Consider the following 25,611-nt stretch of genomic DNA (forward strand, 5'->3'; position numbering starts at 1 on the left):
TGAGGTTCAGTGTGTTAAAATAGCAACATTACAATGCACAATAATAAGTTGCTTTATTTCGGAGTTTGCATGAGCGTTTTTTTTAGATGTTTAGAGTATTTAAAAACCAGACGTTTTTTATATTTTATACTGTTTTTTCTGTCCCTTGTGTTGTGTTGGTTTGAACCTACAAATATATTTTTTACCACTTTTTTCTCTGTTTTTATTTTCTTGCGTTTGATTTTTTGTATTCGTAATAAAATAATCAGAAATAGTCTGGTGGTTTTTGTTTCATTGATCACGTTTTTGACTTACTTTATCTATCAGAAATATGGTGGACTCTCAACTAGTATGGTTATGTCAACCTTCGGGGTTGGCCTTTCCGTTTCATTAGGTACCGTACAAACCTTTGGTCTAAAATTTCTGGTAGGTTTTCTTTTCATACTTTTTGCGCTTTCGTTGTTATCTATTAAAATACCAAAAGCACGCTATTCTGTTAAAGAACGTGTTATTTTGACTATTAGTCTTATCCTTATTCTTTCAAAGCCTGTGATAGATGGTGTTAGTTTTTGGGGGACTAAATTCTTTATCAATAATATCGAATATTCACCAACTTTTATTTCGCAGCCATACATCGATCAGTACAAGATTTTTTTTGGACCTCTTGTTTCCTCAGTGTCGATTATCGCTGAAAATATAGTTGATGATGTTAAATACAAAAAGATAGAGCATAAAGAATATCCTGATTATATTAAAAAAGAGACTGAAGGTAGCCAGAACATTATATATGTGATTGGCGAATCATCTAACCCTGGCCGCTATGGTATTTACGGCTATGGAAAAGATACTACGCCAAACTTATCGCAGATGGATAGAGATGGACAAATATGTGTCGTTAATAACGTTCACTCTCCGGCTGCGCAAACACGACTTGCTGTACCGATGCTGGTTTCTTTTGAAACGCCCTTGCAGCGTGGCAACTTGTTTAAATTTAAGAATCTTATCGAGATGGCACAATTGCAGGGCTACCATACGTACTGGTTCGACTCTCAGATGCAAAACAACATGTGGAACAAGCCTTTCGGTTATCTGGCAAAATATGCTGAAGTACTGCAAACTCCGGAAGATAATAATACCCGTTTCCCAGTTAACGAGGGGCAGGACGAAAAGTTATTACCGGCAATCAAGCATTATTTTAAGCAATCGCAAGAGAGAAATTTTTACGTCATTCATCTGATGGGTAACCATTTGCCTTATTCTGACCGTAGAGGGGAAGCGGACAACCCGATGGTTGATGATTATGATGCGTCTATTTATAACGTCGATGATACCTTAAAGAGTATTTTTACCCTTGCTGATACCTATCTTAAAGATTACAAGTTGGTTTATGTATCAGACCATGGGGAAGTTGTGGGGCAGGGACATGGTTTTCCATCCAGTGATAATGAAATGTATAAAATTCCATTGCTGATGAATGATGCGTCCTGGTGTGCGAAGGCTGAACAATTGCGCAACAACAACCACTACTTCTCATCTGATTTAACCAAATTCCTGGTGTTAGAAATGATGGGTTATGCTGTTTCTGATGAGCATATGAAAGACGCGGTAAAAAATTCTGATTTCGTGCTGAATGAAAAAGAAGACGCTATTCGTTTCTCTGAATTAAGGGATGTGCCCTTACCGCAACATCCTTAATCGGCGGTTAATACATAGACTCTGGTTTAAAGGATGATCATATTAAACCAGAGTCCCTTCAATGCATGTTTCGATTTACTTATGTCTGGACTTAAGATTATCGATAACATCCCCTAAATCCAGCCCCTGGTCCTGAAGTAGTACCAGCAGGTGATACATCAGGTCTGACGCTTCATTCTTCAGTTCAAACTTGTCATTTACCGTCGCGGCCAGGGCGGTCTCTACGCCTTCTTCCCCAACTTTTTGCGCAATACGTTTGGTGCCGCTGGCATACAGTTTCGCAGTGTATGAGCTCTCCGGGTCTGCATGTTTGCGCCCGGCCAGCAGTTGTTCCAGTTGATAGAGGAACAGCCACTGGTGTCCGGTTTCTCCAAAGCAGCTTGAAGTCCCTTTGTGGCAGGTCGGGCCTATCGGGTTGACCAACACTAACAAGGTATCGTTATCGCAATCCGGGGTGATGCTGACCACATTAAGAAAGTTGCCGGAGGTTTCACCCTTTGTCCACAGGCGCTGTTTGGTGCGCGAGTAGAAGGTTACTTTGCCGCTTTCTTGCGTTTTCGCCAGCGCGTCCTCATTCATATATCCCAGCATTAACACTTCGCCAGATTCAGCGTGCTGTATGATGGCCGGCATCATGCCGTCGGTTTTTTGCCAATCCAGCTGTTCACTCAACATACCCTGATCTCCACGCCCTGGGCTGACAGGAACGTTTTTAATTCGCCAATATTAATAATTTGTTTATGGAACACGGAAGCGGCGAGGGCGCCATCGACGTTGGCGTCGCGGAATGCCTCAAGGAAGTGCTCCATGGTACCGGCGCCGCCGGAGGCAATCAGCGGAACGTTACACACTTCACGGACCTTTCTGAGCTGATCCAGATCGTAACCGTTGCGCACGCCGTCCTGGTTCATCATGTTGAGAACAATTTCTCCCGCTCCGCGCTTTTGTACTTCCTGTACCCAATCCAGCGTCTCCCATTGGGTGACGCGAGTTCGGCTCTCATCGCCGGTGTACTGATTAACGTGATATTTTCCGGTCTGTTCATCAAACCAGGTATCAATCCCTACCACGATGCACTGCACGCCAAAGCGATCGGCGAGACGGGTGATTAACGTTGGATCCGCAAGCGCAGGCGAGTTAATTGAAATTTTGTCGGCGCCAAAGGAGAGGATCTGCGCCGCGTCTTCCAGCGACTTAATTCCACCGGCTACGCAGAACGGAATATCAATCACTTCCGCTACGCGCGATACCCAACTTTTATCGACTACCCGGCCATCGCTGGAGGCGGTAATATCGTAGAACACCAGTTCATCCGCGCCTTCATCGGCATAGCGTTTTGCCAGCGGAACGATATCACCGATAATTTCGTGGTTGCGAAACTGCACGCCTTTTACTACCTGACCGTCGCGGACGTCCAGGCAGGGGATTATCCGTTTTGCCAGCATTGAATGGCCTCCGTTACGTTAAATTTACCTTCCAGTAGCGCGCGGCCGACGATCACCCCGCGAACGCCGGTTCCGCGCAGCGCGGCGATATCGCTGAGACCGCCGATCCCGCCGGAAGACTGGAACGCCACCTGCGGATAACGCGCGCAGACCTCTTCATATAGAGAGACGTTGGAACCCGCCAGAGTACCGTCACGGGAGATATCGGTACACAGCACATGTTGCAAGCCGACCGGCAGATAGCTTTCCACCAGCTCTTCCAGAGTGACGCCAGAGTTTTCCTGCCAGCCGCTCACCGCCACCTGTTTATGACCCTCGGCATCAATGCGTACATCCAGCGCCAGCACCAGATGCTCGGGGCCAAAGCGTTTAAACCAGCCTTTGACCTCCTCCGGCGATTTCACTGCCGTTGAACCGACCACCACGCGCGCCACGCCGGCATCAAGCAGTGCGGCAACGTCTTCTTGCGTACGTACGCCGCCGCCGACCTGCACAGGTACCGTAACGCCGGCAACCAGGGTCTTAAGCAGCGGAATCTGGCGTTTTGCCGGATCTTTCGCCCCGGTCAGATCAACCAGATGCAATACTTCCGCGCCCTGATCCGCATAGGATTGCAGGCGCGGTAACGGATCGTTGCCATAGTCGCGCTGCTGGCCATAGTCGCCCTGATGCAGGCGCACCACGGTACCGTCAATTAAATCTAAAGCTGGAATGATCATTACATCTCCAGGAAATTTTTCAGCAGCTGCGCACCGGCGCTACCTGAGCGCTCAGGGTGGAACTGTACGCCAAAGAAGTTATCTTTCTGTACCGCCGCGGTGAAGGCCTCGCCGTAGTTGCATTGGGCGATAGTGTACGGATTGACCTGCATGGCGTAGCTATGGACGAAATAGAAATAAGCGCCTTCTTCAATGCCGCGGAACAGGCGATCGCCGGCTTTGGCATAGACCCGGTTCCATCCCATATGCGGCAGCGGCAGTCCGTGGTCGGTCATTTTCGGCACTTCTTCATCAATAATGCCCAGTAGCTCAACACCGTTATTCTCTTCGCTGCGCGCACCGAGTAACTGCATGCCGAGACAAATCCCCAGCACCGGCTGGGTACAGGCTTTAATCAAGTCAATGAGCTCGCGTTCGCGCAGCTGATCCATCGCAGCCTGCGCGGTGCCGACGCCGGGCAGAAAAAGTTTATCGGCACGCAGAACAACATCCGGCTCGCGGCTGACCACTGGCTCATAGCCATGGCGGCTCACTGCAGATTTCACCGAGTTGAGGTTGGCGCACCCGGTATCGAGGATCACCACGTTCATCACAATACCCCTTTTGAAGATGGCAACGTGTCGCCCTGGACCCGAATGGCCTGGCGCAGCGTACGGCCAAAGGCCTTGAACAGGCTCTCGACGCGGTGGTGATCGTTCTTACCTTTGGTTTTCAGGTGCAGCGTCACCGCCATGGTATAGGAGAGCGAGCGGAAGAAGTGTTCGACCATCTCGGTGCTCAGGTCGCCGACGCGCTGATAGGTGAAGTCAGCTTTATATTCGAGGTGTGGGCGACCTGAGATATCCAGCGCACAGCGCGCCAGGCATTCATCCATCGGCAACACGAAGCCAAAGCGGTTAATGCCGCGCTTATCGCCCAGCGCCAGCTTCAGCGCTTCGCCTAACGCCAGGCCGGTATCTTCTACGGTGTGGTGATCGTCGATGTAAAGATCGCCGCCGACGTTAATCTCCAGACGAAAGCCGCCGTGGGTGGCAATCTGATCGAGCATGTGGTCGAAGAAACCCACGCCGGTGTGGATCTTGCTGCCGCCTTCACGATCCAGCCAGACTTTAACGTCAACCTGGGTCTCTTTGGTGATGCGCTCAACGTGAGCGTAGCGGTCGCGACGGGTCAGCTGTTCGCAGATGGTCGGCCAGTTCAGCGTTTCACTGTTATAGCGCAGGCCGATGATGCCCATGTTATCCGCTAACTCTATATCGGTGGCGCGGTCGCCGATGACGTAACTGTGGGCTTTATCCATTACGCCCTCTTCCAGCCACGGCAATACCAGTTGGGTCTTCGGCTTACGACAGTCGCAGTTATCACCAGGCATGTGCGGGCAAATCAGCACGGATTCAAAGTTAACGCCCTGCGAGGAGAAGACCTGCATCATCAGGTTGTGCGGGCCGTCGAACTCCTCCTGCGGCAGGCTATCGGTACCAAGGCCATCCTGGTTGGTGATCATCACCAGCTTATAGCCTTCCTGCTGTAGCTTAAGCAGCGCCGGGATCACCTGCGGTTCGAAGGCCAGTTTTTCAAACCGGTCTACCTGAAAATCAACCGGCGGTTCAGAGATAAGCGTACCGTCACGGTCAATAAAGAGAAACTTCTGGGTCATACATTCTCCGCAGTCAAAGCGTCAATCACGCGCTGGCTCTCTGCACGGGTACCGATAGTGATACGCAAACAGCCGCTTAATGAGGGTTGTTTATTTTGGTCACGTAAGATAATGCCCTGATCCCACAAAGATTTAAACACCGCGCTGGAGGCGGTTATCCGCGCCAGCAGGTAGTTGGTCTCGGAATCGAAAACCTGCTCGACGCAGGCGATGCCGCGCAGCGCATTGACCAGGTATGCGCGTTCATCCAGGATCTGCGCCACACGCGCGCGCATAGCGGCAATGCCTGCCGGGCTTAATGCCTGGGCGGCGATATCGGCGACCGGCGTCGAGAGCGGATAAGGCGCGATGACTTTCAGCAGTACATTAATCACCTCTGCGTTAGCCAGCGTAAAACCGCAGCGCAGCCCGGCCAGCGCAAAGGCTTTCGATAAAGTGCGCAGGATAACCAGGTGCGGGTACTCGTTTAGCCAGTTCGCCAGAGATGCCTGGGGGCAGAACTCAATATAGGCTTCATCCGCTACCACGATTGCTTTACCGCGCGTCATTTCCAGCAGGGCGCGGAAATCTTGCGGATTGATTATCTGCCCGGTCGGATTATTGGGGCTGCAGACAAACACCACTTTCACGCCGGTGAGATTCGCTTCGATACCCGGCAAATCGAGCTGCCAGTCGGCGAGCGTCGGCACCGTACGGCACTCAACGCCGATAGTTTCGGCGCTGACGCTGTACATGCCGTAGGTTGGCGGGCAATAAAGGACAGCGTCCTCGCCCGGTTCGCAAAAGGCGCGGATCAGCAACTCGATGCCTTCGTCAGCACCGCGGCTCACCAGTACCTGTTCTGGTTTTACGCCGGCATATTGCGCGTAGTTTTCGATAACCGCCTTCGGCTGTGGTTCTGGATAGCGGTTTAATGTCTGTTCGGTCAACTGGAATTCCACGGCGGTGGGGAATTCGTTGGCGTTCAGCCACACGTCGCCTTTCCCCCCAAGACGGCGGGCGGATTGATACGGCGTCAGCGCGCGGATATTGGCGCGGGCTAAGTCTTCAATGCTCATGCTTGCTCCTTAAGGGCGGCTACGCGCAGCGTTACGGCGTTTTTGTGGGCGGTCAGCAGTTCGGCTGCGGCCAGGATCTCGATAGTCGGGGCGAGGGCGGCGAAGCCTTCACGCGTCAGTTCCTGTACGGTCATGCGCTTTTGAAAATCCGCCAGACCGAGGCTGGAACAGGTCGCGGTGTAGCCGTAGGTCGGCAGCACGTGGTTGGTGCCGGAGGCGTAATCACCTGCCGATTCTGGCGACCAGTCACCGAGGAATACCGAACCGGCGCTGGTGATACCGTCAACTAGTTCACGGGCGTTACGGATCTGGATAATCAGGTGCTCCGGTCCGTACTGATTTGAGATCTCTACACATTGGGCGAGATCGCGGGCGACAATAATACGGCTGGCGGAAAGCGCTTCACGCGCGGTTTCGGCACGCGGCAGGGCCGCTAGCTGACGTTCAACCGCTGCGGCGACCCGGGAGCCCATGTCGGCGTCCGGGGTAAGCAAGATAACCTGGGAATCCGGGCCATGTTCCGCCTGGGAGAGTAAATCGGAGGCGACGAAATCCGGCGTCGCGCCGCTGTCGGCAATCACCAGAACTTCCGACGGGCCAGCGGGCATATCGATAGCCGCGCCGTCAAGGCGCTGGCTGACCTGGCGTTTGGCCTCGGTGACGAAGGCGTTGCCAGGGCCAAAGATTTTAGCGACTTTCGCCACCGATTCCGTGCCGAAGGCCATTGCCGCGATAGCCTGCGCGCCGCCGACGTTAAAGATATTACGCACGCCGCAAAGCTGCGCCGCATAAAGGATTTCATCGGCAATCGGCGGCGGCGAGCACAGTACCACTTCCTGACAGCCGGCAATGCGCGCCGGTGTGGCGAGCATCAGCACCGTTGAAAACAGCGGCGCCGAACCGCCCGGAATATATAAGCCGACGGAGGCGATAGGGCGGGTAAGCTGCTGGCAGCGAACGCCGGGTTGGGTTTCAACATCGACAACCTGCAACTGCTGCGCGTTGTGAAAGATCTCGATATTGTTGACCGCCACCGCCATCGCTTGTTTGAGCTCGTCGCTGAGGCGCGCGCCGGCGGCAGCAATCTCTTCGTCAGACACTTTGAGCGCTGTGACGGTGGTTTTATCGAATTTGGCGCTATATTCGCGTAAGGCGGCATCGCCATTCTCTTTTACGTTAGCGAGGATCCCGGCTACCGTTTTGCTGATGCTCTCGGAAGCTGAAATCGCCGGGCGCGTTAATAGTTGTTGCTGTTGTGCGGCGCTGCAGCTATTCCAGTCGATAATGGTATTGAAGCTCATGGTCATTTCCCCTGTTTGTCCCGTAAACGAATTGCTGGATTACTCCATCATTTTCTCTATCGGTAGCACCAGAATAGAACTGGCGCCCAGCGCTTTCAGTTTTTCCATGGTTTCCCAGAACAGGGTTTCGCTGCTGACCATGTGCATCGCTACCCGCTGTTTGTCGCCTGCCAGCGGCAGAATAGTTGGCCGCTCTGCGCCCGGCAGCAGCGCCACCACTTCTTCCAGCCGTTCGGTCGGCGCGTGCATCATGATGTATTTCGATTCGCGGGCCTGGATAACCCCCTGAATACGGGTCAGCAGACGGTCGATCAGCTGCTGTTTCGCATCGTCCATCTCACCGTCGCGCTGGATCAGGCAGGCTTTGGAACGATAAATCACTTCAACTTCGCGCAGGCCGTTGGCTTCGAGGGTTGCGCCGGTAGAAACGAGATCGCAGATGGCATCGGCAAGGCCAGCGCGTGGGGCGACTTCGACGGAGCCGTTCAGCAGACAGGATTTAAAGGAGATACCTTTCTGATCGAGATAGCGCTTTAACAGGTGCGGGTAAGAGGTGGCGATGCGTTTACCGTCCAGCGCCGCCGGGCCATTCCAGTTTTCATCCACCGGTGTCGCCAGCGACAGGCGGCATCCGCCAAAATCGAGACGGCGCAGGGTGAAATAGCGCGGGTCTTCGCCCTGCGCGCGGCGGCTCAGCAGCTCTTCTTCCAGCACGTTCTCGCCGATAATGCCAAGGTCGACAACGCCGTCCATCACTAGCCCCGGAATATCGTCATCGCGAACGCGCAGAATGTCGATCGGCATGTTTTCCGCAAGGGCGATCAGACGCTGGGTGTGCAGGTTGACTTTAATGCCGCAACGGCCGAGCAGTTCGCGTGAATCTTCACTCAAACGGCCTGATTTCTGAATAGCTATGCGTAAACGGGTGTTGTCTAACATTGTTGTTTTCCTCTGAATACCTGTCTGAATCTGTCCGAATTCGGTCCAAAAAAAAGCCCCCGGAAGTGAATCTTCCGGGGGCTCTCTTTGCGTTCATGCACCACTGGAAGATCCAAACGTCTTCCAGCACACATCGCCTGAAAGACTAGTCAGGATGATGGTGATGATGGTGGTTTTTAAATTGAACGCTGTTCATAAAATTCTCTTTGAATGACTATGCATTTGATGTCTTTTAACCTAAACCAGTTCCGGCGCATAAAGCAAGCCCTTTTTTCCATCATTAATTCATTTCATATTCGTCGAACAAATTGTCAGGTCTCGCAGGCTGGCGTAGCCTAGTATCAGCACAGCGAATGAGTCAGGAGCCAGGGTATGAAAAAGGTCGCGATTGTCGGATTAGGGTGGCTGGGCATGCCGCTTGCGTTGTCATTGCGCGCGCGTGGTTGGCATGTCACCGGCAGTAAAACGACGCAGGATGGCGTAGAGGCGGCGCGGATGTGCGGTATTGAAGGATATCCGCTGCGTCTTGACCCCCAGCTGATCTGTGATGCTGAGGATCTGGACGCGATGATGAACGTCGATGCGCTGGTCATCACGTTACCAGCGCGGCGCACGGGCCCCGGGGAAGATTTTTATCTACAGGCGGTGCAGGAGATTGTCGATACCGCGCTCTCGCGGCATATTCCACGCATTATTTTTACCAGTTCGACCTCGGTTTATGGCAATACTGAAGGGACGATGAAGGAAAATTCGCCGCGCGATCCGCAAACCGCCAGCGGCAGGGTTCTGAAAGAGCTGGAGGACTGGCTGCATGCGTTGCCGGGTACCTCAGTGGATATTCTGCGTCTCGCCGGGCTGGTGGGGCCTTCTCGCCACCCGGGGCGTTTCTTTGCCGGTAAATCGGCTCCGGATGGCCAGCACGGGGTCAATCTGGTGCATCTGCAGGATGTTATTGCCGCGATTGAGTTATTGCTTCAGGCTCCGAAAGGCGGACACATCTATAATATATGTGCGCCAATGCATCCGGCGCGCGGCGTCTTTTATCCGCAGATGGCCCGTGAACTTGGGCTGCCGTTACCGGTATTTACCGATAACCCGGAAGGCGGTAAAGGCAAAATCATTGATGGCAACCGGATCTGCTATGAGCTTGGCTTTGAATACCAGTACCCCGATCCGCTGGTGATGCCGATGGAGTAACCACCAGCAGGCATTCGCGTACCGTAAGGGGGGGGCGATGAAACCACTGCTGGATGTCCTCGTTATTCTTGATGCCTTAGAAAAAGAGGGGAGCTTTGCCGCGGCCTCGGCAAAGCTCTATAAAACCCCCTCGGCGCTGAGCTACACCATCCATAAACTAGAAAGCGATCTAAATATCCAACTGCTGGATCGTAGCGGCCATCGGGCGCGCTTTACTTGCACCGGGCAGATGCTGTTGGAAAAGGGGCGTGAGCTACTTCATACCGCTCGTGAACTTGAGCTGCAGGCTATCAGGTTACATCAGGGCTGGGAAAATACCCTGACCATCAGCGTCGATATGACTTTTCCTTTCTCTCTTTTAACTTCACTCATGGAACAGTTTTATCAACAGCACAACGTGACCCGTTTGCAATTCACCAGTGCTGGCGGTTGGGATGCTCTGGCGGCAGGCGAGGTCGACATGGTGCTGGGCGCGCTTAACGAGCCGCCAACGCTGGTGGGTTATGGTTTTAGTCTGCTTGGCGAGCTGGATCTGTGTTTTGTGGTCGCGATTAATCATCCGCTGGCGCAGGCTAAGGAACCGCTGAATTTGCGGGTGTTACAGCGATATCGGGCGATTATCTGCGATGCCGGTTTGCTGCAAAGCGAAAAGCAGGAGAGTGTGACGGTTTTTGATATGAACGGCCTGTTGGAGCTGGTATGCGCCGGGCTGGGCTGGGCCTACTTGCCGCGTTATCTGGCTAAGGCCTGGCTGGAGAAGGGCAAATTGGTCGAGAAACGCATTACCACACCCGCGCGGCTGCATCGGGCATGGATTGGCTGGAATGAAGACGTTTTTGGCCTTGCCGCGCAATGGTGGTTACAAGCGATATTAGCAAATAGTGCTATTCGTCAGATCTACAATACTAAAATAGTATGAATATTAGGCGGTTAGAATTCTTAGCCTATTAATAAACCTTACAACATCTTGTCATTAAGCCAGAAGTTGTTGCAAAATACGCAGCCTGAAAACCAGAGACTAGCCGACGCTTTTTTTAAAGTGTCGGTTATTTTTTTGGTCGAAAGACACATCATTCAATACCAAGAGGCCGGGCTTCGTACCGGATAGATATTTACTAAAAACCGACAGTCGTTGTCGCTGAGGAATAGAAAGAAATGGGGCAATTTTTTGCTTACGCGCTGGCCTTCGCCGTAAAAGGGGATAACTATGTCGCATAACGCTACTCCAAATACCTCTCGCGTGGAATTACGTAAAACCCTTACGTTAGTTCCGGTTGTAATGATGGGCCTGGCCTATATGCAGCCGATGACGCTGTTCGATACGTTCGGTATCGTCTCTGGTATGACCGACGGCCACGTGCCGACGGCCTACGCCTTTGCGTTAATCGCTATTCTTTTTACTGCGCTGAGCTATGGGAAGCTGGTACGCCGCTATCCTTCCGCGGGTTCAGCGTATACCTACGCCCAGAAATCCATTAGCCCGACCGTTGGCTTCATGGTGGGTTGGTCCTCTCTGCTCGACTACCTGTTCGCGCCGATGATCAATATCCTGCTGGCGAAAATCTACTTTGAAGCGCTGGTGCCTTCGATTCCATCGTGGGTGTTTGTTATCGCGCTGGTCGCGTTTATGACCGCCTTTAACCTGCGCAGCATCAAGTCCGTTGCCAACTTCAATACCGTTATCGTGGTGTTGCAGGTGGTACTGATTGCCGTGATCCTCGGCATGGTGGTGTATGGCGTATTTGAAGGCGAAGGCGCCGGTACGCTGGCCAGCAGCCGTCCGTTCTGGTCCGGCGATGCGCACGTTATCCCGATGATTACCGGGGCGACGATACTCTGCTTCTCATTTACCGGCTTTGATGGCATCAGCAATCTGTCTGAAGAGACCAAAGATGCAGAACGCGTTATTCCGCGCGCTATCTTCCTGACTGCGCTGATTGGCGGCCTGATCTTCATTTTTGCTACCTACTTCCTGCAGCTGTACTTCCCGGATATCTCGCGCTTTAAGGATCCGGATGCCTCACAGCCTGAAATCATGCTGTATGTGGCAGGTAAAGCCTTCCAGGTGGGCGCGCTGATCTTCTCCACTATCACCGTGCTGGCTTCCGGTATGGCGGCGCACGCTGGCGTTGCGCGCCTGATGTACGTAATGGGCCGCGATGGCGTATTCCCGAAAAGCTTCTTCGGCTACGTGCATCCGACCTGGCGCACTCCGGCGATGAACATCATCCTGGTTGGCGCGATCGCGCTGCTGGCGATTAACTTTGACCTGGTAATGGCGACCGCGCTGATTAACTTCGGCGCGCTGGTGGCGTTCACCTTCGTTAACCTGTCGGTTATCTCGCAGTTCTGGATCCGCGAGAAACGCAACAAGACGCTGAAAGACCACTTCCAGTATCTGTTCCTGCCGATGTGCGGCGCTCTGACTGTCGGCGCGCTGTGGGTTAACCTGGAAGAGAGCTCGATGATCCTGGGTCTGATCTGGGCCGGTATCGGTCTGATTTACCTGGCGTGCGTAACCAAAAGCTTCCGCAACCCGGTACCGCAATACGAAGACGTTGCGTAATCACGCTTTATGCTAACAAAAGCCGGAGGGAAACCTCCGGCTTTTTTGTTTCTGGCGTCCGCTGAATATCCCCGGTGGCGGCTGTCGCCTTACCGGAGGGACAGGGGATGGAGCGCTTACTTCTCCTGTCGCATCACGTTAAGCAGCGTATCTAACAGCCCTGGAAAGCGGGCATCCAGATCGTCGCGGCGTAGCGAAATGAGATTTTCACGCCCCTGAGGACGTTGCCAGATCACGCCGCTGTCGCGCAGCACCCGCCAGTGGTGAGTCATGGTGGATTTAGCGATATCTTCTTTGCGCAATGCGTTACAACTCTGCTCGCTGCCGTCGGCGAGCGTGCGAATGATTTCCAGCCGCAAGGGGTTGCCGAGGGCAAAAAGGACATTTTCCAGGCGAATTTGTTCACGTTCGGGGTGATTGGCGATCATAATATTCCTGTGTCGGCGGTTGTGCTGTTTACGCGAACAGCAGTCCGTATCGGCGGCTGGCGGCTAATATACCCAAACTCCTTTTCTTGCGCCACGCGCGCCGTCGCAACCTGACCGATAACAGTGATAGAGAAAACAGTTCGAATATACTCGTACAATTGTACTATTATGGATGCCGTAAACCTAACCGCGGCAGATTTAGCCGCTCATTGACAGTCAAAATGACTAAGGACGCATCATGCCCCGACCCATCCCCCTCGAACGTTATCGCAACATCGGTATCTCCGCGCATATCGATGCCGGTAAAACCACCACCACTGAGCGCATTCTGTTTTACACCGGAATGAGCCATAAGCTGGGTGAAGTACACGATGGCGCGGCGACTACCGACTGGATGGCGCAGGAGCAGGAACGTGGGATTACCATTACTTCCGCAGCGGTTAGCTGTTTCTGGCCCGGGATGGACCGCAGCTTTGAGCCCCATCGTATTAATATCATTGATACTCCGGGGCATGTGGACTTCACTATCGAAGTAGAACGCTCGATGCGCGTGCTGGATGGCGCGGTGATGGTCTATGACTCGGTCGGCGGCGTGCAGCCGCAGTCGGAGACCGTCTGGCGGCAGGCCAACAAGTATCATGTACCGCGACTGGCTTTCGTCAACAAAATGGACCGCCCGGGCGCCGATTTCTTCCGCGTGGTGCAAATGATGATCGACCGCCTGAAGGCCAATCCGGTGCCGATTGTGATCCCCATTGGCGCCGAAGAGCATTTCACCGGCGTCGTTGACCTGATAAAGATGCGGGCCATTCAGTGGGATGATGCAACGCAGGGGATGACGTTCAGTTACGCGCCTGTACCTGATGACCTGCTGGCGACGGCCCGGCAGTGGCGGGAAAAAATGGTCTCGGCCGCGGCGGAAGCCAGTGATGAGCTGATGGATAAATATCTTGAGAGCGGTGAACTGAGCGAAGCGGAAATTGTGGCCGGACTACGTAAACGCACGGTCGGCGGCGAGATCCAGCCGGTGCTCTGCGGTAGCGCTTTCAAAAATAAAGGCGTACAGAGGATGCTCGACGCGGTCGTTGAATTCATGCCGTCGCCGCTGGATATTCCGGCTATTCAGGGTATTGATGACAAGGGGCAACCGGCGGAACGTCACCCGAGCGACGATGAGCCGCTGTCGGCGCTGGCGTTTAAACTCATGACCGATCCCTACGTCGGCCAGTTGACCTTCATTCGCGTCTATTCCGGGACGTTGAAAAAGGGCGATGCGGTTTTTAACCCGGTGAAGGGCAAGAAAGAGCGTATCGGGCGTATCGTGCTGATGCATGCCAACGATCGCCACGAAGTCGACGAGCTGCATGCCGGCGATATTGCCGCCTGTGTTGGTCTAAAAGATGTCACGACGGGCGATACGCTATGCGATCCGGATGCGGTCATCACTCTCGAGCGCATGGAGTTCCCGGAACCGGTCATTTCGCTGGCGATTGAACCGAAGACTAAGGCCGACCAGGAGAAAATGGGCATTGCGCTGCAGCGGTTGGCTTCCGAGGATCCGTCGTTCCGCCTGCACACCGATGAAGAGTCCGGACAGACGATTATCTCCGGGATGGGGGAGTTGCATCTGGAGATTATCGTCGACCGTATGAAACGCGAGTTTGGCGTTGAGGCGAATATTGGCCGTCCGCAGGTTACCTATCGGGAAACCATCCGTAAAACGGTGAAGGATGTGGAAGGTAAATTTGTGCGTCAGTCCGGCGGTAAGGGGCAGTATGGGCACGTCGTGCTGACACTGGAGCCATTGGCGGCGGGGAGCGGCTTTGTATTTGAAGATGCCACCAAAGGTGGGGTGGTACCGCGTGAATACATCCCTTCTGTGGAGAAAGGGCTGCGTGAAGCGATGGGCGCCGGCGTGCTGGCGGGCTATCCGGTCGTCGACGTTAAAGCGACTCTGACGTTTGGTTCGTATCATGACGTCGATTCGTCCGAGATGGCTTTCCGTATGGCGGCAATTTTCGGCTTCAAGGAAGGGGCGCGAAAAGCGGACCCGGTGATCCTGGAGCCGGTGATGCACGTCGAGGTGGAGACGCCGGAAGAGTACGCGGGGAATATTATGGGCGATCTCTCTTCCCGTCGCGGGATGGTGCAGGGGATGGAGGAGCGTTTCGGTAGCCAGATTATTCGTGCCGATGTGCCGCTGGCCGAAATGTTCGGTTATTCTACTACGCTGCGCTCGATGTCGCAGGGCCGCGCGACCTATAGCATGGAGTTCCATCATTACGCGGAAGCGCCGCGTAACGTGGCCGACGATATCATCGCCAGCCGCGCGAAAAGTTAAGTCAGTATTCCCGGGCTACGGTTACGGCCTGGCCCGGGTTAAACGATTTCCTGCGCATATTGCCACAGCGCTTTCAACAGGGCCTGTTTTTCACTATCGTCAGCGTACTGTTGATACAGCAACTGCAGTTCATCGGCATAGGCCTGCAAAAATTCCGGCGTAAAGACGTTGCGGCGGTGCTCTAACCAACGCTGCTGTTCGTTTTCATCAAGCGTACCGGGGAAGTTACGCGCGCGGTAGTTAAACAGCAGGCGTTCAATGCGTTTATCAGCAAAGGTAATATCCAGCGCCGGCAGATTTCGGGGTTCGGTTTCCAGCACAATTTTCATCGCCGCGCGATCGGCATCGCTAAAGAATCCGTTGTAAAGTTGGGCGTCAACATTATCCGATGGCGTGAACGGTTCGTCTTCGGCATATAGCGCGACTACCTTTTCGCGTACCTGCGGATTTGCGCGCAGCAGTTGGGCGTTCTCCAGGCAGCGCTGAATATTAATACCTAAACGGTCGGCATCCTGCGGGCGCAACGTATTGGCCTGCGCCAGCACCGGGCATTTATTTAAATGTACCAGCTTAATTGGCGCTGCCGGTAAATCACCGATTTCATCTCGTGGAGTATACAGGCGTTCGCGCAGTGTATCGGCATCGAGCTCCAACAACGGCGACATATCCCCCGCCAGATCAACCATAATCACCGCATTGCGGTTATCCGGATGCCAGGCTAGCGGCGCGACCAGGCTGGTGTTGCCGCGGGCGGCTCCGAACATACCGGAAACGTGGACTAGCGGTTTTAACTGCGGCACGTCGATCAACGTCGCCAGCTTGCGTTTATTACGATGACTGTACAGATATTCAAACAGACGCGGCTGATGGGTCTTCACCAGTTTCGCCATCGCGATGGTGGCGTACACATCGGCCATCGCATCGTGGGCATTACTATGCTCAATACCGTTTGCGACGGTCAGATGCTCAAGGCGGAAGCTTGGCAATCCTTCTTCGTTTTCCGGCCAGTTGATACCTTCCGGACGCAGGGCATAGCAGGCGCGCATGACATCCAGCAGATCCCAGCGCGAATTATCATGCTGCCAGCTCCAGGCATAGGGATCGTAAAAGTTGCGATAAAAAATATTGCGACTGACTTCGTCATCAAAGCGGACATTGTTATAGCCGACGATACAGGTTTTCGGCACCGTGAACAGATCGTTGATGCGGCGGGCGAAAGCGGCCTCGTTGTCACCTTTGGCCAGCGCTTCCTGTGGCGTAATACCGGTAATCATTACCGCCCGCGGCTGCGGCAGATAGTCGTCCGCAGGCTTGCAGTAGAAGACTTCCGGTTCGCCAATGACATTCAGATCGCTATCGGTGCGGATGGCGGCGAACTGCGCCGGTCGGTCGAGCGAAGGGCTGGTTCCGAAGGTTTCGTAGTCGTGGAAGAGGAAGGATTGTTGTTCGCGGTCAGCCATAATTGAAATGTAATCGCTCTGATAATCTATTTGATAGCCTGATTTTCCCTTATTAACATTGAAGGCGCAACTAAAGTTTGTCGCGGTTTTTAATGTCGTGGCGATATTATTTTTAAATAATATCGCCACGTCCTCACATTGTTTATAGCCGTTGTTTAAGCCGCTTCATTCACTTTTATGCTGTTAGGCTTAATAATTTTACGACCCAGTGCAATTCCTCTCTTCTCAATGTATTTGTATAGATTGATGGCAATGCTATAAGTTATTGGTAAAATTATCACAGCAGCAATAACAAAACGGAGCAATGCAGGAAGTTGCACGTAGGACTGATGTTGAACAAGCCATCCAATCATCGGAATAACAATCATCAAATGCAACAGATATACCGAATATGATACGTCACCGAGGAACTGACTGAAGCGGGCGGAAAGTAACTTTCTGCTAAAGAAGACAATACCTTTTAGTGGCGATTTATCACTATGAGGCATCAGAAGAATCGACATCCCAAGGATTATCATAACCTCAATGATCATACGGATAGGTGAAGTAAAGTAACCCATCAAAAATGCAGCGAGTGGAGAAAGTAATGCAACCATAACGTAGATCTTACGGTTCTCTGCTACGGCTTTATAGAGCAACATTCCTGATATAAATAAAGGTAGTTTGAATAAAATCATCGAGGGCATCGGGAATGCTGAGAAATATCCAGGGAAAATAAATGCAGCCATTAGGCACATTACAATCAATGCCAGGCAAGTCCTAATGAAACCAATCCCCATGACCAGCATCATGATAAACGGGAAAAGGGCATAGTATTGCATTTCAAGCCCAATACTCCAGTCAGGAAGGACTGTCCTGAATGAATAATAAGGAAGGAAACCAAAGGTGAATGAGATGTGCGTTAACACGTTCGCCATTGATGAGTCGGTATATCTCGCGGTCTCAGTTTGCGTTTCAGGCCATGCCAGCGCGATAGCATCCCGGTAGTGACCAAAGGTTTCACCGAAAATAAATGCCACAATTAGAAGGACATAATAAAGCGGAGCGATTCGGAAAAAGCGCCTTGTCCAAAATGAAGTTACCGTTTTAACGGACATCCAGGGTTCGACATGCTGCCTTTCAATGTAATTTTTAGCCATCAGATAACCGGACAGCAAAATGAAAAGATCGACGCCAAAATCCGGGTTGCTCAGGATAGGGATGTTGCATCGTGTCAAAATACAAATGTGACCGAGCAGGACCCACAAGGAAGCGTAGCCTCGTAAGCCATCAAGCTCAGGAGACCAGTTTTTATTCTGGCTCATCGTTACACCAATGAATATGTTTGTGAATTAGATGTTAATAGATAATATATGATCAGTTGAAATGTCTACATAGGAATTGTTTATGGAAAGTATTTAAGAATAACCTCATGAAGGTTTTTCATATTAATTTTTTATGACATGCATTTTTAGGTTTTTTCTTAATTACTTTTTGTGTTTGAGTGTTTTTAAATCCCATGCTAATTATGGGTGTTAATAGCCTCGTTAAAATAAATGGCGTTATATTAGATAGGTTAGTTGTTATGCTTTTTATTCATTATGAGCATCGATAAATCTACCATGTCATATTTTCTTGCAATTTAACCCTGATCTCTCAGGCGAACTTCCGTAAAAAGGACGGCGAATCTGTAAATCTTGAGGATATGCCGTTGAAAGGCCGTTTTTTATTTGCTGTAACTTTGCTCGCTTCGAGCGTTTCCTGCGCATTTGCCGCTGCTGATTTGCCCGTCACCGTGACGCCGCCTTCGATCCAGGCCGGTTCCTGGGTGCTGATGGATTACACTACCGGTCAAATCCTGACCGCCGGTAATGAACACCAACAGCGTAACCCCGCCAGCCTGACCAAACTGATGACCGGCTACGTCGTCGACCGCGCCATCGACAGCCATCGTATTACCTTTGATGATATGGTCACCGTCGGCAAAGACGCCTGGGCCAAGGGCAATCCCGTGTTTAACGGTTCTTCGCTGATGTTCCTTAAAGCGGGCGATCGCGTTAGCGTCCGCGATCTTAGCCGCGGACTGATCGTCGATTCCGGTAACGATGCCTGCGTCGCGCTCGCTGACTATGTCGCCGGTGGCCAACCGCAATTTGTCGCGTTGATGAATAGCTACGTTGAAAAATTGCATCTGAAAGACACCCATTTTGAAACCGTCCACGGACTCGACGCGCCTGGCCAGCATAGCTCCGCCTATGATTTAGCGGTGTTGTCGCGGGCGATTATTCACGGCGAGCCGGATGTCTATCACATGTATAGCGAAAAAAGCCTGACGTGGAACGGTATCACCCAGCAGAACCGTAACGGTTTGCTGTGGGACAAAACCATGAATGTCGATGGCCTGAAAACCGGCCATACCTCAGGAGCGGGCTTCAATCTTATTGCCTCGGCGGTCGATGGCCAGCGTCGTTTGATTGCCGTGGTGATGGGGGCCGATAGTCCAAAAGGGCGAGAAGAGCAAGCGGCTAAGCTGTTGCACTGGGGCCAACAGAATTTTGACACCGTCCAGGTGCTACAAAAAGGTAAGCAGGTTGGCGTCGAACATATCTGGTATGGCGACAAAGAGCAGATCAAGCTCGGCACAGATCAGGACTTCTGGCTCGCGATCCCGAAATCTGAAGTTCCGCGGATCAAAGCAAAATATGTACTGGATACTAAGGATCTGGAAGCGCCTATCGCCGCTAACCAACGCGTGGGCGAAATCTCGCTTTACGATGGCGACAAAGTGGTCGGTCATTGGCCACTGGTGACGCTTGAAAGCGTTGGCAAGGGCGGGGTGTTTTCCCGTCTGAGCGATTATCTGCATCACGGCATTTAATCTCTGTACCCATGGGCCCGCCGCGCTCTGCGGCGGGCTTCATTCATTTCGCGCTTGTGGCGACTCTGTGAATCCGCGCACATACTGTTGTTCATCCGGCTGCTAAATTTGATGTATATTTATACAGTATTCTATCAACACTGGAGGCGCTATGAACTACAGCATTCAATCTCTCGACGCCCGCAAGATTGCCGGGTTTCATATGGTTGGCCCGTGGGAGCAGACCGTAAAGCAGGGGTTTGAACAACTGGCGGCGTGGGTCAGTCACCATCAGGTGCCGGCGCAGGAGTGGGTGGCGGTTTATTACGATAATCCGCAGCAGGTACCGGCGGAAAAACTGCGTTGTGACACCGTTGTTACCGTGGCGGATGATTACGTCATCCCGCCGAATAGCGAAGGAGTCATCCTCACCGCGATCGCCGGCGGCGACTACGCCTGCGCCAGCGCGCGGGTCATTAACCATGATTTCTCCACGCCGTGGCTGCAGTTCTTTGACAGCCTGCTGGAGAGCAGCGATCTTCAAATTGCCGATAAACCCTGTTTTGAAATCTACCTTAACGACGGCAACCAGGACGGTCACTGGGATATTGAGATGTACGTAGCGGTGAATCGCGTCGGCTAATAAACCTTTATCCCTGATTTTGACAAGGTTTCTTACACTAGCGCAGTGCGCTTGCGAAAAAAGCGGCTACAATTGGCTTTTTCTGTTTGCCGGAGCAGGCCGTGCGCGCTGATAAATCACTTAAGCCATTTGAGATCCGACTGTATCGTCATTACCGAATTGTGCACGGTATCCGCATCGCGCTGGCTTTTGTTCTGACCTTCTTGCTGGTGCGTCTGCTGAACGTGCCGGAGGGCACCTGGCCTTTGATCACCCTGGTGGTGGTGATGGGGCCTATCTCTTTCTGGGGCAATGTGGTGCCGCGGGCCTTCGAACGTATTGGCGGCACTATCCTTGGTTCGGTATTGGGGCTGGTAGCGCTCAAACTTGAGCTTATTTCACTGCCAATCATGGTGCTGTGGTGCGCGGTGGCGATGTTCCTTTGCGGCTGGTTGGCGCTCGGCAAGCGGCCCTATCAGGCGTTGCTGATCGGCATTACGCTGGCGGTGGTGGTGGGCGCGCCGCCGGGCGATATGAACACCGCGTTGTGGCGAAGCGGCGATGTTATCTTTGGTTCACTGTTGGCGATGCTGTTTACCGGTATCTGGCCGCAGCGGGCGTTTTTGCACTGGCGCATCCAGATGGCGAATTATGTCACAACGTTTAATCGGCTGTATCAGGCCGGTTTTTCGCCAAATCTGGTTGAGCGCCCGCGGCTGGAAAAACATCTTCAGAAAGCGCTCAATGACGTGGTGAAAATGCGCGGGTTGATAACCCCGGCTAGCAAAGAAACGCATATTCAGAAAGCAATCTTCGAAGCCATCCAGACCGTCAGCCGTAATCTGGTATGCATGCTGGAACTGCAAATCAACGCTTATTGGGCCTCTCGTCAGGGCCATTTTGTGATGCTTAACGCCCAGACTTTGCGCGAAACCCAACGGATGACCCAGCAAACGTTGCTGACTATCGCCCATGCCCTGTATGAGGGAAACCCGCAGCCTGTTCGCGCCAACACCGAAAAGCTCAACGAGATCGTGGTCGAGTTGCGACAGCTTATCAAAGAGCATCAGGACGATAATCTGTCGGAAACGCCGATTCACGGCTATGTTTGGCTGACCATTGAGCTGGCGCGCCAGCTTGAGCTGCTGTCGCACCTTATTTGCCGCGCGCTGCGCAAATAAAAGGCAGATACGTGCGCGAAGTGAACAGGTTGCTTCGATTCAGCAGCATTTAGGGTTATGATAAACGCAAAGGAAAAAACATTGTCATCAGCGACTGCTAGCAGTTATGTTAGCCCTATAGGGCAGTCGCTTTAGCGAATCCGAATCTCAAATATTAGGGGTGTAAAAATGGAAACAACTAAGCCTTCTTTCCAGGACGTTCTGGAGTTTGTTCGTCTGTTCCGTCGTAAGAACAAACTGCAGCGTGAAATTCAGGACGTTGAGAAAAAGATCCGTGATAACCAGAAGCGTGTCCTGCTGCTGGACAACCTCAGCGATTATATCAAGCCGGGTATGAGCGTTGAAGCCATTCAGGGTATCATCGCCAGCATGAAAACCGACTACGAAGACCGCGTTGACGATTACATCATCAAAAACGCCGAGCTGTCGAAAGAGCGTCGCGATATCTCCAAAAAACTCAAAGTGATGGGTGAAGCCAAAGTCGGCGAATAAAATACCTACTTCTTCCGGCGGCATAGCAGGCCGCCGGATTCCTCCATCTTCCCGCCTTAAACCTCCGTATAAGCATCGCCCTTTAAGCCGACAGTTTGTTATACTGCCGCCGTGAACTTATTGATACCGGAAGGGTTTATCACATGCAGTCCCAGCTTCAGGTACCGCCGCGATGATACTAATTACCGGCGGCGCGCGTAGCGGCAAAAGCCGTCACGCCGAATCATTACTCCAATCCTGCGCGTCGGTGCTCTATATCGCCACTTCAGCCGTTATTGACGATGAAATGGCCGCACGCATTCAACATCACCGTAATAGCCGTCCGGCGCACTGGCGCACTGCAGAGCGCAGCCGTGACCTGGCACCACTCATTACCCCCGATAATGTACCCGATGAAGCCATTTTGCTGGAGTGCGTCACTACACTGGTCACCAATATTCTATTCGCTGAAGGTGGGGAAACGGATCCTGATGAATGGGATTATGCAGCGCTGGAAAGGATAGTCATGCAAGAAATCACACAGCTGATTGCTGCCTGCCGCGCCTGCCCGTCGCCGGTGCTGCTGGTCACCAATGAAGTGGGGTTGGGAATAGTGCCGGATAACCGGCTGGCGCGGCATTTTCGCGATATTGCCGGGCGCGTGAATCAGATGCTGGCCGCGGCCGCCGATGAGGTGTGGCTGGTTGTTTCAGGGATAGGAGTCAAAATCAAATGATTAAATCGTTCTTCGCCACGCTTTCTTTTATGAGCCGCTTGCCGGTTCCGGCGCGCTGGTCACAGGGGCTGGAAATCGATCAATATGAGCGCGGGATCGTCACTTTCCCACTGGTGGGGTTACTACTTGGCGCGATTGCCGGGCTGGTGATGCTGGCGCTTCATGCCTGGTGCGGCCTGCCGTTGGCCGCGCTGTTTGCCGTATTGGCGCTGGCGCTGCTGACCGGCGGTTTTCATCTTGATGGCCTGGCGGATACCTGCGATGGGATCTTTTCCGCCCGCCGCCGCGAACGGATGCTGGAGATCATGCGCGATAGCCGGTTGGGGACGCACGGCGGACTGGCGCTGATCTTTGTGCTGGTGGCGAAGGTTCTCGTCATTAGCGAACTGGCGCTACGCGGCACCTCGATGCTGGCCGCGTTGGCCGCATCTTGTGCCGTGGCGCGAGGAATGTCGGTGCTGTTGATGTACCGCCAGCGCTATGCCCGGGAGCAGGGGCTTGGTAACGTATTTATTGGCAAGGTGACTTTCCGACAGACCGTCATTACCCTGACGCTATCATTGGCGCTGGCAACGCTGCTGCTGGGCCTGCATGGCCTGCTGGCTGCGGTGATAACGCTGCTGGTGATATCGGCGCTTGGTCAGGCGCTGAAGCGCACGCTGGGCGGGCAAACCGGCGATACGCTTGGGGCGGCCATTGAACTGGGCGAAGTTATCTTTTTACTGGCGTTGCTATAGAGCATATACCGCGCTGACAGGAAGCATATGAATACATTAACTGAATGGTTAGCAGCCATCCCGCGACTGGACGAAAGCGCGATGTCGCGCGCAGGTGAGCATATTGACGGCTTGTTGAAACCGCCTGGCAGCCTGGGGCGTCTGGAATCGCTGGCGATTCAGTTGGCAGGCATGCCGGGTCTACAGGGCGCGTTACGTTTTCCACGTAAAACTATTGTGGTTATGTGCGCCGACCACGGCGTCTGGCATGAAGGCGTTACCGTCTCGCCACAGGCGGTGACCGCGATTCAGGCGGTCAATATGACCCGTAAGAATACCGGCGTTTGCGTGCTGGCAGCGCAGGCGGGGGCTGATGTTCAGGTGATTGACGTCGGGATTGACGCCGAACCGATCCCGGGGTTGGTGAATATGAAAGTGGCGCGCGGTAGCGGCAATATTGCCTGCACCGCGGCGATGAGCCGGGAGCAGGCCGAAACGCTGCTGCTGGCGAGCATGCGCTACACCCGTCAGCTTGCGGAGCAGGGCGTGCGTCTGTTCGGCGTGGGCGAATTAGGAATGGCTAACACGACCCCCGCTGCGGCAGTAGTCAGCGTGCTGACCGATCATGATGCCGGCGATGTTGTGGGCATCGGCGCGAACCTTCCGGTATCGCAGCTGGCGCACAAGGCGGAAGTCGTACGCCGGGCGATAGCGGTCAACCAGCCTTCAGCGGGCGATGGTCTCGACGTGCTGGCAAAAGTGGGCGGTTTTGACTTGCTCGGGATGGCCGGGGTCATGCTGGGCGCCGCTTCCTGCGGATTGCCGGTGATACTTGATGGTTTCTTATCATACGCGTCGGCACTGGCGGCCTGCCGGATTGCCCCACAGTTGCATCCGTATCTGATTCCGTCGCATCTGTCGGCGGAGAAGGGGGCACATATTGCGCTGGAGCATCTGCAGTTGAAGCCTTATCTGGATATGGGGATGCGCTTAGGCGAAGGCAGCGGCGCGGCGTTAGCGATGCATCTGGTCGAGGCGGCAGGGGCAATGTTCAACGATATGGGGACGCTGGCGGAGAGCAATATCGTGCTGCCGGAAACCCGTTAACCGGCTTCGGGGCGCCGACCGGCCCCCCGAAATAGTGCTTACAGCGCCTGCTGCCACACGCTTTGCGGCAGCAGATAAACATCCGCTTCTGCTTGCATGCCGTCGGTGACGATGTGACGAATGCCGCTGGCCATCACCGCAAGGGTGACGTCAAACGCATTCAGGCTATCGCCAAAACCGGCGGTAAGGTTGAGCATTGAGCCATCGGCCATCAGATAAATTGTTTTCTCCGGCAGCCGATAAGCGTTGATATAGGGCATAACCTCTTCATGCGGGAACTGGCGCAGGTGTTCGCAGTCAATCTCTTCCGCCACGTGGCCGACGTTGAGAATAAACACGCCATCTTTAGCGCTGTCCAGCGCCAGGCTGTTGACCACTTTCTTGCCGCCGGTGGCGGTGGCTACGACGTCGGCTGATGCGATTGCATCCTGTAAATCCACGACATGCCAGCCGTCATAAGCGGCCTGTAAACGGCGCGCCGGATCGATTTCCGCCACCATGACCTGGCCGCCGAAGGCTTTTGCCGCCGCCGCGACGCCTTGCCCGACCAGGCCGTAGCCGATCACCAGCACTTTTTTCTCATGTAGGGTAAGGTGAGTGGTCTGGAAGAAGGTGTGCCAGGCCGTCAGGCCAACCATATGGCGGTTATGTAGCCCTTCTTTGACCGGCAGATCATCCCAGTTAAAAATTGGATAGCCGGGGCGGATATCACCGAGACGATTGACGCCGGAGCCGGTGGCTTCAAGGCCGGCGACGACATTGCCGAATTCGCCGCGCTGGTGGAGCAGGGTGGTGATATCTGCGCCCATCTCACAAAGGTGAGTTGGCCCCCAGGCGATGGCTTTTTCCCATGATTGCTGCCAGTCGGCATCGCTCATATTGCGCCAGGCGCAAGCTTCCGCGCCGCGTTCTACTAGCCAGGCGACGACCTCATCCTGCACGGTGGTTGGGTTACAGGTGGTCAAAAAGACTTTCGCCCCTTTCTCCAGGAGCCCCTGCACCAGCGGGATCATTTTCATATCCAGATGCATACAGCAGGCCAGGCGTACATGGCTGAGGTCGGGAAGGGCCGCCACCTGGCGCAGGGTACGCGGCATATTCTGGCTGGCCCATGCCACTTCTTTCGTTAAATTTGTCTTATTATTCACCGTATTGTG

The 25,611-nt window shown here is 53.4% G+C and carries 26 protein-coding genes and 1 other annotated feature; of the genes, 13 read left to right on the forward strand and 13 right to left on the reverse strand.

Annotated elements, in window-relative coordinates; genetic code table 11:
• Positions 1–330: 330 nt before the first annotated feature.
• Complete coding sequence (locus PGR23_RS02135) at positions 331–1,674, forward strand: phosphoethanolamine transferase (protein ID WP_161801950.1); 1,344 nt, start codon at positions 331–333, stop codon at positions 1,672–1,674.
• Positions 1,675–1,749: 75 nt separating this feature from the next.
• On the opposite strand, the gene hisIE is transcribed toward PGR23_RS02135, so the two are convergent.
• The 9 genes from hisIE to hisL form a co-directional block, all read right to left on the reverse strand.
• Entirely contained in the window at positions 1,750–2,349 is a 600-nt protein-coding gene (hisIE, locus tag PGR23_RS02140) for a bifunctional phosphoribosyl-AMP cyclohydrolase/phosphoribosyl-ATP diphosphatase HisIE (RefSeq protein ID WP_047045945.1), read from the reverse strand.
• A complete protein-coding gene (gene hisF / locus PGR23_RS02145) occupies positions 2,343–3,119 on the reverse strand; it encodes an imidazole glycerol phosphate synthase subunit HisF (protein WP_045391773.1) in 777 nt (258 codons plus the stop codon). Before hisF ends, hisIE begins: the two co-directional genes overlap by 7 nt.
• Positions 3,101–3,838, reverse strand: coding sequence for a 1-(5-phosphoribosyl)-5-[(5-phosphoribosylamino)methylideneamino]imidazole-4-carboxamide isomerase (gene hisA, locus PGR23_RS02150; RefSeq protein WP_047045942.1), 738 nt, complete (start codon positions 3,836–3,838; stop codon positions 3,101–3,103). The genes hisF and hisA overlap by 19 nt, the downstream gene beginning before the upstream one ends.
• The gene (gene hisH, locus PGR23_RS02155; RefSeq protein ID WP_045391767.1) at positions 3,838–4,428 is read right to left on the reverse strand and encodes an imidazole glycerol phosphate synthase subunit HisH; all 591 of its coding nucleotides are present in this window, start codon (positions 4,426–4,428) and stop codon (positions 3,838–3,840) included. Before hisH ends, hisA begins: the two co-directional genes overlap by 1 nt.
• On the reverse strand, positions 4,428–5,495 hold the full coding sequence (hisB, locus tag PGR23_RS02160) for a bifunctional histidinol-phosphatase/imidazoleglycerol-phosphate dehydratase HisB (RefSeq protein ID WP_047066723.1): 1,068 nt from the start codon (positions 5,493–5,495) through the stop codon (positions 4,428–4,430). The genes hisH and hisB overlap by 1 nt, the downstream gene beginning before the upstream one ends.
• Positions 5,492–6,553, reverse strand: coding sequence for a histidinol-phosphate transaminase (gene hisC, locus PGR23_RS02165; RefSeq protein ID WP_047066724.1), 1,062 nt, complete (start codon positions 6,551–6,553; stop codon positions 5,492–5,494). Before hisC ends, hisB begins: the two co-directional genes overlap by 4 nt.
• A complete protein-coding gene (hisD, locus tag PGR23_RS02170) occupies positions 6,550–7,854 on the reverse strand; it encodes a histidinol dehydrogenase (protein WP_396279547.1) in 1,305 nt (434 codons plus the stop codon). The genes hisC and hisD overlap by 4 nt, the downstream gene beginning before the upstream one ends.
• Positions 7,855–7,893: 39 nt before the next feature.
• Positions 7,894–8,793 carry an ATP phosphoribosyltransferase gene (gene hisG, locus PGR23_RS02175; protein ID WP_045379285.1) on the reverse strand — a complete coding sequence of 300 codons (900 nt, stop codon included), beginning with the start codon at positions 8,791–8,793 and terminating at the stop codon, positions 7,894–7,896.
• A gap of 47 nt (positions 8,794–8,840) precedes the next feature.
• Positions 8,841–8,963 (reverse strand) — a sequence feature (His leader region).
• Positions 8,939–8,989, reverse strand: a complete 51-nt coding sequence (gene hisL, locus PGR23_RS02180; protein WP_009654477.1) for a his operon leader peptide — start codon at positions 8,987–8,989, stop codon at positions 8,939–8,941. (Overlaps the previous feature by 25 nt.)
• Before the next feature lie 176 nt (positions 8,990–9,165).
• Here hisL and PGR23_RS02185 point away from each other — a divergent pair, with 176 nt between their 5' ends.
• The 4 genes from PGR23_RS02185 to plaP all read left to right on the forward strand — a co-directional run bounded on the left by PGR23_RS02185 (position 9,166) and on the right by plaP (position 12,556).
• The gene (locus PGR23_RS02185) at positions 9,166–9,990 is read left to right on the forward strand and encodes an SDR family oxidoreductase (protein WP_045391752.1); all 825 of its coding nucleotides are present in this window, start codon (positions 9,166–9,168) and stop codon (positions 9,988–9,990) included.
• Positions 9,991–10,027: 37 nt separating this feature from the next.
• Positions 10,028–10,909: a LysR family transcriptional regulator gene (locus PGR23_RS02190; RefSeq protein ID WP_289578542.1), complete on the forward strand. Its 882-nt coding sequence runs from the start codon at positions 10,028–10,030 to the stop codon at positions 10,907–10,909.
• A 236-nt stretch (positions 10,910–11,145) separates the two neighbouring features.
• Positions 11,146–11,208 carry a membrane protein YoeI gene (gene yoeI / locus PGR23_RS02195; protein WP_098949253.1) on the forward strand — a complete coding sequence of 21 codons (63 nt, stop codon included), beginning with the start codon at positions 11,146–11,148 and terminating at the stop codon, positions 11,206–11,208.
• The gene (plaP, locus tag PGR23_RS02200; protein ID WP_015365827.1) at positions 11,198–12,556 is read left to right on the forward strand and encodes a putrescine/proton symporter PlaP; all 1,359 of its coding nucleotides are present in this window, start codon (positions 11,198–11,200) and stop codon (positions 12,554–12,556) included. The genes yoeI and plaP overlap by 11 nt, the downstream gene beginning before the upstream one ends.
• A 116-nt stretch (positions 12,557–12,672) precedes the next feature.
• On the opposite strand, the gene PGR23_RS02205 is transcribed toward plaP, so the two are convergent.
• Positions 12,673–12,984: an ArsR/SmtB family transcription factor gene (locus PGR23_RS02205; protein ID WP_047045928.1), complete on the reverse strand. Its 312-nt coding sequence runs from the start codon at positions 12,982–12,984 to the stop codon at positions 12,673–12,675.
• 238 nt (positions 12,985–13,222) lie between these two features.
• Between PGR23_RS02205 and fusA the strand changes: the two genes are divergently transcribed.
• The gene (gene fusA / locus PGR23_RS02210; RefSeq protein WP_047045925.1) at positions 13,223–15,325 is read left to right on the forward strand and encodes an elongation factor G; all 2,103 of its coding nucleotides are present in this window, start codon (positions 13,223–13,225) and stop codon (positions 15,323–15,325) included.
• 38 nt (positions 15,326–15,363) lie between these two features.
• Here the strand turns inward: fusA and sbcB are convergent, their stop codons facing one another.
• A complete protein-coding gene (sbcB, locus tag PGR23_RS02215; protein WP_396279548.1) occupies positions 15,364–16,785 on the reverse strand; it encodes an exodeoxyribonuclease I in 1,422 nt (473 codons plus the stop codon).
• 155 nt (positions 16,786–16,940) lie between these two features.
• The gene (locus PGR23_RS02220) at positions 16,941–18,089 is read right to left on the reverse strand and encodes an acyltransferase family protein (RefSeq protein ID WP_396279549.1); all 1,149 of its coding nucleotides are present in this window, start codon (positions 18,087–18,089) and stop codon (positions 16,941–16,943) included.
• Positions 18,090–18,475: 386 nt separating this feature from the next.
• Between PGR23_RS02220 and dacD the strand changes: the two genes are divergently transcribed.
• The 7 genes from dacD to cobT all read left to right on the forward strand — a co-directional run bounded on the left by dacD (position 18,476) and on the right by cobT (position 24,454).
• Entirely contained in the window at positions 18,476–19,642 is a 1,167-nt protein-coding gene (dacD, locus tag PGR23_RS02225) for a serine-type D-Ala-D-Ala carboxypeptidase DacD (RefSeq protein WP_348875981.1), read from the forward strand.
• 151 nt (positions 19,643–19,793) lie between these two features.
• Positions 19,794–20,264, forward strand: coding sequence for a DNA gyrase inhibitor SbmC (gene sbmC, locus PGR23_RS02230; RefSeq protein WP_047036583.1), 471 nt, complete (start codon positions 19,794–19,796; stop codon positions 20,262–20,264).
• Positions 20,265–20,365: 101 nt separating this feature from the next.
• On the forward strand, positions 20,366–21,424 hold the full coding sequence (locus PGR23_RS02235) for an FUSC family protein (protein WP_045391654.1): 1,059 nt from the start codon (positions 20,366–20,368) through the stop codon (positions 21,422–21,424).
• A 168-nt stretch (positions 21,425–21,592) separates the two neighbouring features.
• The gene (locus PGR23_RS02240) at positions 21,593–21,916 is read left to right on the forward strand and encodes a DUF496 family protein (RefSeq protein ID WP_015365834.1); all 324 of its coding nucleotides are present in this window, start codon (positions 21,593–21,595) and stop codon (positions 21,914–21,916) included.
• A gap of 172 nt (positions 21,917–22,088) precedes the next feature.
• On the forward strand, positions 22,089–22,631 hold the full coding sequence (gene cobU, locus PGR23_RS02245; RefSeq protein WP_396279550.1) for a bifunctional adenosylcobinamide kinase/adenosylcobinamide-phosphate guanylyltransferase: 543 nt from the start codon (positions 22,089–22,091) through the stop codon (positions 22,629–22,631).
• Complete coding sequence (gene cobS, locus PGR23_RS02250) at positions 22,628–23,368, forward strand: adenosylcobinamide-GDP ribazoletransferase (RefSeq protein ID WP_063414430.1); 741 nt, start codon at positions 22,628–22,630, stop codon at positions 23,366–23,368. The genes cobU and cobS overlap by 4 nt, the downstream gene beginning before the upstream one ends.
• A gap of 27 nt (positions 23,369–23,395) precedes the next feature.
• Complete coding sequence (cobT, locus tag PGR23_RS02255) at positions 23,396–24,454, forward strand: nicotinate-nucleotide--dimethylbenzimidazole phosphoribosyltransferase (RefSeq protein WP_045391648.1); 1,059 nt, start codon at positions 23,396–23,398, stop codon at positions 24,452–24,454.
• Between the two features lie 38 nt (positions 24,455–24,492).
• On the opposite strand, the gene PGR23_RS02260 is transcribed toward cobT, so the two are convergent.
• Positions 24,493–25,602 carry an adenosylhomocysteinase gene (locus PGR23_RS02260; protein WP_213797632.1) on the reverse strand — a complete coding sequence of 370 codons (1,110 nt, stop codon included), beginning with the start codon at positions 25,600–25,602 and terminating at the stop codon, positions 24,493–24,495.
• Positions 25,603–25,611 lie beyond the last annotated feature (9 nt).

The sequence above is a fragment of the Klebsiella sp. 141162 genome (assembly GCF_050600755.1).
Taxonomy (GTDB): Bacteria; Pseudomonadota; Gammaproteobacteria; order Enterobacterales; family Enterobacteriaceae; genus Klebsiella; species Klebsiella aerogenes.

Coding starts and splice junctions, on each gene's coding strand:
- cobS (WP_063414430.1), top strand. CDS start 22,628: ATGATTAAATCGTTCTTCGCCACGCTTTCTTTTATGAGCCGCTTGCCG.
- PGR23_RS02205 (WP_047045928.1), bottom strand. CDS start 12,984: ATGATCGCCAATCACCCCGAACGTGAACAAATTCGCCTGGAAAATGTC.
- hisA (WP_047045942.1), bottom strand. CDS start 3,838: ATGATCATTCCAGCTTTAGATTTAATTGACGGTACCGTGGTGCGCCTG.
- PGR23_RS02220 (WP_396279549.1), bottom strand. CDS start 18,089: ATGAGCCAGAATAAAAACTGGTCTCCTGAGCTTGATGGCTTACGAGGC.
- hisH (WP_045391767.1), bottom strand. CDS start 4,428: ATGAACGTGGTGATCCTCGATACCGGGTGCGCCAACCTCAACTCGGTG.
- PGR23_RS02190 (WP_289578542.1), top strand. CDS start 10,028: ATGAAACCACTGCTGGATGTCCTCGTTATTCTTGATGCCTTAGAAAAA.
- cobU (WP_396279550.1), top strand. CDS start 22,089: ATGATACTAATTACCGGCGGCGCGCGTAGCGGCAAAAGCCGTCACGCC.
- fusA (WP_047045925.1), top strand. CDS start 13,223: ATGCCCCGACCCATCCCCCTCGAACGTTATCGCAACATCGGTATCTCC.
- hisD (WP_396279547.1), bottom strand. CDS start 7,854: ATGAGCTTCAATACCATTATCGACTGGAATAGCTGCAGCGCCGCACAA.
- PGR23_RS02185 (WP_045391752.1), top strand. CDS start 9,166: ATGAAAAAGGTCGCGATTGTCGGATTAGGGTGGCTGGGCATGCCGCTT.
- PGR23_RS02240 (WP_015365834.1), top strand. CDS start 21,593: ATGGAAACAACTAAGCCTTCTTTCCAGGACGTTCTGGAGTTTGTTCGT.
- sbmC (WP_047036583.1), top strand. CDS start 19,794: ATGAACTACAGCATTCAATCTCTCGACGCCCGCAAGATTGCCGGGTTT.
- hisB (WP_047066723.1), bottom strand. CDS start 5,495: ATGACCCAGAAGTTTCTCTTTATTGACCGTGACGGTACGCTTATCTCT.
- PGR23_RS02135 (WP_161801950.1), top strand. CDS start 331: ATGGTTATGTCAACCTTCGGGGTTGGCCTTTCCGTTTCATTAGGTACC.
- hisIE (WP_047045945.1), bottom strand. CDS start 2,349: ATGTTGAGTGAACAGCTGGATTGGCAAAAAACCGACGGCATGATGCCG.
- hisF (WP_045391773.1), bottom strand. CDS start 3,119: ATGCTGGCAAAACGGATAATCCCCTGCCTGGACGTCCGCGACGGTCAG.
- cobT (WP_045391648.1), top strand. CDS start 23,396: ATGAATACATTAACTGAATGGTTAGCAGCCATCCCGCGACTGGACGAA.
- hisG (WP_045379285.1), bottom strand. CDS start 8,793: ATGTTAGACAACACCCGTTTACGCATAGCTATTCAGAAATCAGGCCGT.
- plaP (WP_015365827.1), top strand. CDS start 11,198: ATGTCGCATAACGCTACTCCAAATACCTCTCGCGTGGAATTACGTAAA.
- hisC (WP_047066724.1), bottom strand. CDS start 6,553: ATGAGCATTGAAGACTTAGCCCGCGCCAATATCCGCGCGCTGACGCCG.
- sbcB (WP_396279548.1), bottom strand. CDS start 16,785: ATGGCTGACCGCGAACAACAATCCTTCCTCTTCCACGACTACGAAACC.